7 protein-coding genes are annotated in these 5059 nt (G+C 33.1%); 5 read left to right on the forward strand and 2 right to left on the reverse strand.

Annotated features, from left to right (window positions below):
- Positions 1–149: 149 nt before the first annotated feature.
- On the forward strand, positions 150–506 hold the full coding sequence (locus CSUIS19073_RS07925) for a diacylglycerol kinase (RefSeq protein WP_086242602.1): 357 nt from the start codon (positions 150–152) through the stop codon (positions 504–506).
- A gap of 5 nt (positions 507–511) precedes the next feature.
- The gene (locus tag CSUIS19073_RS07930) at positions 512–1141 is read left to right on the forward strand and encodes a class I SAM-dependent methyltransferase (RefSeq protein ID WP_086237308.1); all 630 of its coding nucleotides are present in this window, start codon (positions 512–514) and stop codon (positions 1139–1141) included.
- Here CSUIS19073_RS07930 and CSUIS19073_RS07935 read toward each other — a convergent pair.
- Complete coding sequence (locus tag CSUIS19073_RS07935) at positions 1131–1991, reverse strand: nucleoside-diphosphate sugar epimerase/dehydratase (RefSeq protein ID WP_086237309.1); 861 nt, start codon at positions 1989–1991, stop codon at positions 1131–1133. The genes CSUIS19073_RS07930 and CSUIS19073_RS07935 overlap by 11 nt on opposite strands.
- Before the next feature lie 107 nt (positions 1992–2098).
- On the opposite strand from CSUIS19073_RS07935, the gene CSUIS19073_RS07940 reads away from it, so the two are divergent.
- Genes CSUIS19073_RS07940 through CSUIS19073_RS07950 form a run of 3 tightly spaced genes read left to right on the forward strand, consistent with a single transcriptional unit; the run spans position 2099 to position 4348 of the window.
- Positions 2099–2374 (forward strand): hypothetical protein, encoded by a 276-nt coding sequence (locus CSUIS19073_RS07940; protein ID WP_201789981.1) that lies wholly within the window; start codon positions 2099–2101, stop codon positions 2372–2374.
- Complete coding sequence (locus tag CSUIS19073_RS07945; RefSeq protein ID WP_086242604.1) at positions 2367–3062, forward strand: SDR family NAD(P)-dependent oxidoreductase; 696 nt, start codon at positions 2367–2369, stop codon at positions 3060–3062. The genes CSUIS19073_RS07940 and CSUIS19073_RS07945 overlap by 8 nt, the downstream gene beginning before the upstream one ends.
- Positions 3056–4348, forward strand: coding sequence for an ANL family adenylate-forming protein (locus CSUIS19073_RS07950; RefSeq protein WP_086237311.1), 1293 nt, complete (start codon positions 3056–3058; stop codon positions 4346–4348). Before CSUIS19073_RS07945 ends, CSUIS19073_RS07950 begins: the two co-directional genes overlap by 7 nt.
- Here CSUIS19073_RS07950 and CSUIS19073_RS07955 read toward each other — a convergent pair.
- Positions 4341–4844 (reverse strand): hypothetical protein, encoded by a 504-nt coding sequence (locus CSUIS19073_RS07955; protein WP_086237312.1) that lies wholly within the window; start codon positions 4842–4844, stop codon positions 4341–4343. The genes CSUIS19073_RS07950 and CSUIS19073_RS07955 overlap by 8 nt on opposite strands.
- Positions 4845–5059: the final 215 nt, after the last annotated feature.

Here is a 5059-nt window from a genome sequence, read left to right on the forward strand (position 1 = left end):
AAAAGAATTTAAAAATTTTGAAAAAGCCTTCTAAGGTTGCTGAGCTTTTGCTCAGATTTAATATCTTATATATTCAAAGATGATTTAAATAATAAAAAGATATAATTACAACATTGATAAATTCACCCTAATCGACTAAAAGGAGAGCGATGAAACCAAAATATCACTTTTACAATAATACAATTTACGCATTAAGCGGCTTAAAAGCTATGTGGTGTAGCGAGAAGTCATTTCGCATTGAGGTGGTTATAATTTTGCCTTTGTTTATTGCTATTTGGTTTTTGCCAGTTAGTTATATGCAGATGATTATCCTTGGGGTGAGCCTATTGTTTATCCTTGCGATGGAGTGCTTAAATAGTGCTGTTGAGGCGTGTGTGGATCTTGTTAGTCCGGATTTTCACCCACTAGCCAAAGTGGCTAAAGACTGCGGTAGTGCGGCTGTGTTTATCTCTATTTGCTTAGCTGTGATGGTCTGGGCTGTGGTGCTATTTAATATATTTTGGTGATAGCTGTGATTAGGGATAATCTATATTGGAATGAATTTTATAAAAACGAACACAAAGATATTGCCACGCCTACGCTTTTTGCTAATTTCATCTATGAAAATTATATAAAAAATAAAAGCGTTGTAAATTTAATCGAATTTGGCTGTGGTAATGGTAGAGATAGCCTCTATTTTGCCAAGAATAATCTAAGCGTAACTGCCATTGATAGCTCAAATATCGCCATTAACAGCCTAAAAAATAGGGATAAAAATATCAGATGGATTTGTGGGGATTTTACCAATTCTTTGGATATTAGCGATAAATTTGATATTTGCTATAGTAGATTTACACTTCATGCTATAGATGATAGTAGCCAAAGTGGCTTTATACAAAATGTTAAAAATCTGCTTAAAAGCGATGGAATTTTAGCCATAGAAGCAAGAAGCGTAAATGATGGGAAATTTGGCTTAGGTAAGAAGGTGAGTAAAAACGCATTTATATTTGATAATCATTATCGTAGATTTATAGAGCTTGATGAGTTAAGGCAAACTTTGATAAATAGCGGTTTTGAGATAGTTTATATTGATGAGAGCAGTAAATTTGCCCCCATCAAATACGAAAGTTGCGTCTGCGTAAGGGTAGTGGCTAGATATTAAGGCTATCTAGCTCGGATTTGGTTTTTAAATTCAAATAGTCATTTGAGCTAAATCTTTTTGGGACTTCTATATAGTTATCCCCATACATAAAGCATAGATATTGGTGGTAGTTTTTTAACACGCTTAGGCTAAAATCCTTATAATTTAAGCGTTTTAGCCCACCATCAAAAATCTCATTAGGAAAGTAAAAAAACCTCCCATCATCATAGTCGCAAACCTTGAATTTACCATAGTTATCAAATAATCCAATATCGATAACCACCCCATCGCTATTTGTAATTGTAATTCGCTTAATATCTCCAGCCTTAAGATTTAAGCCATCATCTTGGATATAACGCAAATTTACTTGATACTTACTACCTAATAAATCAGGCAAATTCCTAGCTAAATACTCTAGATCGCTGTATTTTAACACATATAAATCCACATCGCTAACTACGCTTAAAGCCTTGCTACGCAATATAGATATAAGCCCAGAGTTACAAATGAAATAATCCATATTAATCTGATTAAAATACCCATCTAAAATTCGCATAACCTCATCAGTCAAACGCTCTCTATCAGGGGTTGAAAATGAGATATCCCTATCTTCTATAAGCTTGATTTTGTCTTTTAGACCTAAATTTACAAGCTGAGCCTCCATCTCATCGACCCAGATCCCACCTATATAGATATAATCAAATTCCAATTTCACAATCTCATCAACGCTATAAATAGGAATATCCATATATTTACTGCCTTGCTTTTGCTTGTTATTATCTATAAAAGCTACTATATTATCCCTATCATTAACCGCTCTATGTATGGCTCTACCGGCTGCTCCAGTGCCAAAAATAACTATATTTTTCATATATAAACCTTTTTTATTTTTATATATTTTAACATATGTAAAGGTTAAATTTAATACAATTTAATACTAATTTTTGCATATTTTTACAAATATGGGGGGGGGTTGGCGTGCAAATAGAGATTAAAAATTTGATAATTCAAACGATTAAAACCATCAAAAAAGATGCTATTGTAGATGAAAATTCATATATTTTTGGCAGATCTAATGCTTTATTTGATAGTATTGGGCTGCTTGAGCTAGTTGTGGAGCTTGAAGAGGCAATATATGATAAATTTGGCAAAAATATTAGCCTATCTGATAAAAAAGCAATGAGCCAAAAAACTTCGCCATTTATAAATATCAACTCACTATCTAAATATATCCAAAAGTCTTTAAATGAGTAGAGTTTTTATCATCACAGGCACGAGCAAAGGCATCGGCAATGCTCTTGCTAGATTGTATCTAGATGAGGGTCATACCATCATAGGCTGCTCTAGAAATACCCCAAATATCAATCACACTAATTACCATCATTACACATTAGATGCTAATGATGAGAAATCTGTAATTGATATGATTAAAGAGATTGGGCGTAAATTTAAAGTAGATATTTTGATTAATAATATCGGCACAACCACCCTAAACCATATCGCCACTACAAATTTGGATTTGGTAGATGAGATATATAGAGTTAATTTTAGGACTACATTTTTATTTACCAAAGAGGTGGCTAAAATTATGATGAAAAATCGCAAAGGAAGTATAGTAAATATCTCTAGTATCGCATCTCCGCTTAGTTTAGAGGGTGAAGCAGTCTATGCTAGTATGAAATCAGCCATAGAAAAATTTACTCAAATCAGCGCTAAGGAATTTGGATATTATGGTATCAGGATAAACGCCCTAGGAGTTAGCCCTACTAAAACCAATCTTATAAAAGCTTTACCAAAAGATAAATTAGATAGCTTGCTATCTAAACTGATAATAAAAGATTATTGCGAATTTGAAGATATTAAAAATGGGGTTGATTTCTTAATCAGTGATAAAAGCAGATTTATAACAGCCCAAACCATATATCTAGGTGGAGTATGCTAAAAGCCCTAAAATCAAATCAAGATAAAATCGCCATAATAGACAAAGGCAAAGAACACTCATATCAACACCTTATAGATAGGATTAATCTTTATAAATCACTAATCAAAGATGAGCTTTCAAATGGCGATATAGTGGCGTTAAGGGCTATTTATAGCTTTGAGAGTATCGCTATGTTTATCGCACTTTATCTAAATAAAAATATAGTAGCACTACTACCAGATAGCCCAAATTTAGATGAGTATCTACAAAGCTCAAACGCAAACAAACTAATAGAGATAAAAAGCCAAATCAATATAAAAAGCCTAAATCCACCAAAGCACGATAAAATCAAAGAGCTAAATAACCAAAGTGGCTTAATAATCTTTTCTAGCGGAACCCTAAATAAGCCAAAAGCTATAATTCACAATCTAGATAATATGGTAAAAAATTTCGCAGATAAAAGGGCAAATTCATTAAGGATTATTCTATTTTTGCTATTTGACCATATCGGCGGGATAAATACCTTGCTAAGTGGCTTATTAAGCGGCTCAACGCTCATTATAGCCAGTGATTTTTCGCCTAAAAATATATGCTATTTAATATCAAAATACAAAGCCCATATCCTACCTACTACTCCTAGTTTTTTAAATTTGCTTTTAATGACTAAGGAGTATGAAAATTATGATTTAAGCTCTCTTAGGCTCATCACCTACGGCACAGAGAGAATGGACGAAAATATACTAATTAGGCTTAAAAATATATTTAAAAAGGTTAAATTTATCCAGACTTTTGGCACGAGCGAGAGCGGGATTTTACCCACCACTTCTAAATCATCAATATCAACATACTTTAAGCTAAAGCCAGATGAGTATAAGATCAAAGATGGAAGGCTGTTTTTAAAGTCAAAAACTATGTTTTTAGGCTATATGAATTTAGATAGTGATAATCAGTGGTTTGATAGTGGGGATTTAGTTAAGCAAGATGGCGATGGATTTTTAAAAATCATAGGCAGAAGCAAGGAGATTATAAATGTAGGTGGCAAGAAACTTCTAGCTAGCGAGGTTGAGAGCTGTATTTTAGAGCTAGATGAGATAAAAGATGCTTTGGTATATGCTTTGCCGTGTGAGATTTTAGGTCAGATGGTGGCGTGCGATGTAGTGTGCGATCTAGCTAAATCAAATGCCAAAGAGCTGATAAAATCGCATTGTAAGGCTAGATTGGAGCGGTATAAAATCCCAGTTAAGATAAATATCGTAGATGAAATTACCTTCACAAACCGCTTTAAAAAAGATAGAAAACTTAGATAAACTCCACCTTGCTACTATCTGCTAGAGATTTTACCCTATTAATTAGCCTGTTATTTAATGAGTTAAATTTGGATTTTTTTAACTCCAAAGTGTAGATCTCATTGCTTTTGACTATCTCAAAGCCAAAAAATTGATTAAATCTTAGGGCGTTTTGATTGTTTAATTTAATCTTAGAGTAGATAAAATCGCTATCTTTTAAAATTTTTGATAAAAATAGATAAGCAAAGGCTGATTTAATCAAAGGCTCCACCCCGCTTTTATAAAAAATCCCCCAAAAACCATTATAAAAATTAACCCCACCCACAATCTCATCATTAAAAATCATCGCAAAATATGAATTATTTGGTAAATTTAAAATCCAATTTTTATGAGTTTGTATGTCGATTATACCGCCATCTAAGCTAATATCTCTAATTGCCTTGCTATTTCTAATGCTTAAAATCTCCAAGCTCTCACTTGGGCTTAGTAGCTTATAATCTTTAAATACAAATTTCATACCACACCTTAAAATTTTGTAAAAGAGTATTATAGCATTAAAGATATGTTTTATGGCTGTTTTTACTTCGCACGGCAACAAGTCGCCGTTTGCGACAGGGAGCTACGCTCCCTTGACCCACCTAAAGTCCCTACTTCGTAGGGTAACCCTATTTGGTTCAAATTTGTTTTGTTAAATCTGAGCGAAAGCTCAGCAACCTTGAAAGGCTTTTTCAA

The sequence above is a fragment of the Campylobacter sp. RM19073 genome (assembly GCF_024723495.1).
Lineage (GTDB): Bacteria > Campylobacterota > Campylobacteria > Campylobacterales > Campylobacteraceae > Campylobacter > Campylobacter porcelli.